Genomic DNA, 228 nt, shown 5'->3' with positions numbered 1-228 from the left:
TCCTGTCGCTCCTGTCACTCCAGTTGAGCCTGTCGCCCCGGTATCTCCTGTTACTCCTGTCGCACCTGTTGCTCCTGTCGGGCCAGGTGGTCCACCTGATGGGCCTGTCACCCCTGCTGGACCGGTTACTCCTGTTGGACCGGTAGTTCCTTCTCCCGTCGCTCCGGTTGCCCCCGTATCTCCTGTTGCTCCCGTCGGACCTTGCACTCCTTGAATTCCTTGTGGTCC

The 228-nt window shown here is 61.4% G+C and carries 1 pseudogene; it reads right to left on the bottom strand.

From position 1 onward, the window contains the following. Positions 1-228: pseudogene (locus tag MR107_RS30950) on the bottom strand (hypothetical protein); the annotation flags it as partial.

Source organism: Bacillus cereus group sp. BfR-BA-01441 (assembly GCF_022663075.1).
Taxonomy (GTDB): Bacteria; Bacillota; Bacilli; order Bacillales; family Bacillaceae_G; genus Bacillus_A; species Bacillus_A cereus.
This window is presented reverse-complemented; position numbering and strand designations above follow the sequence as displayed.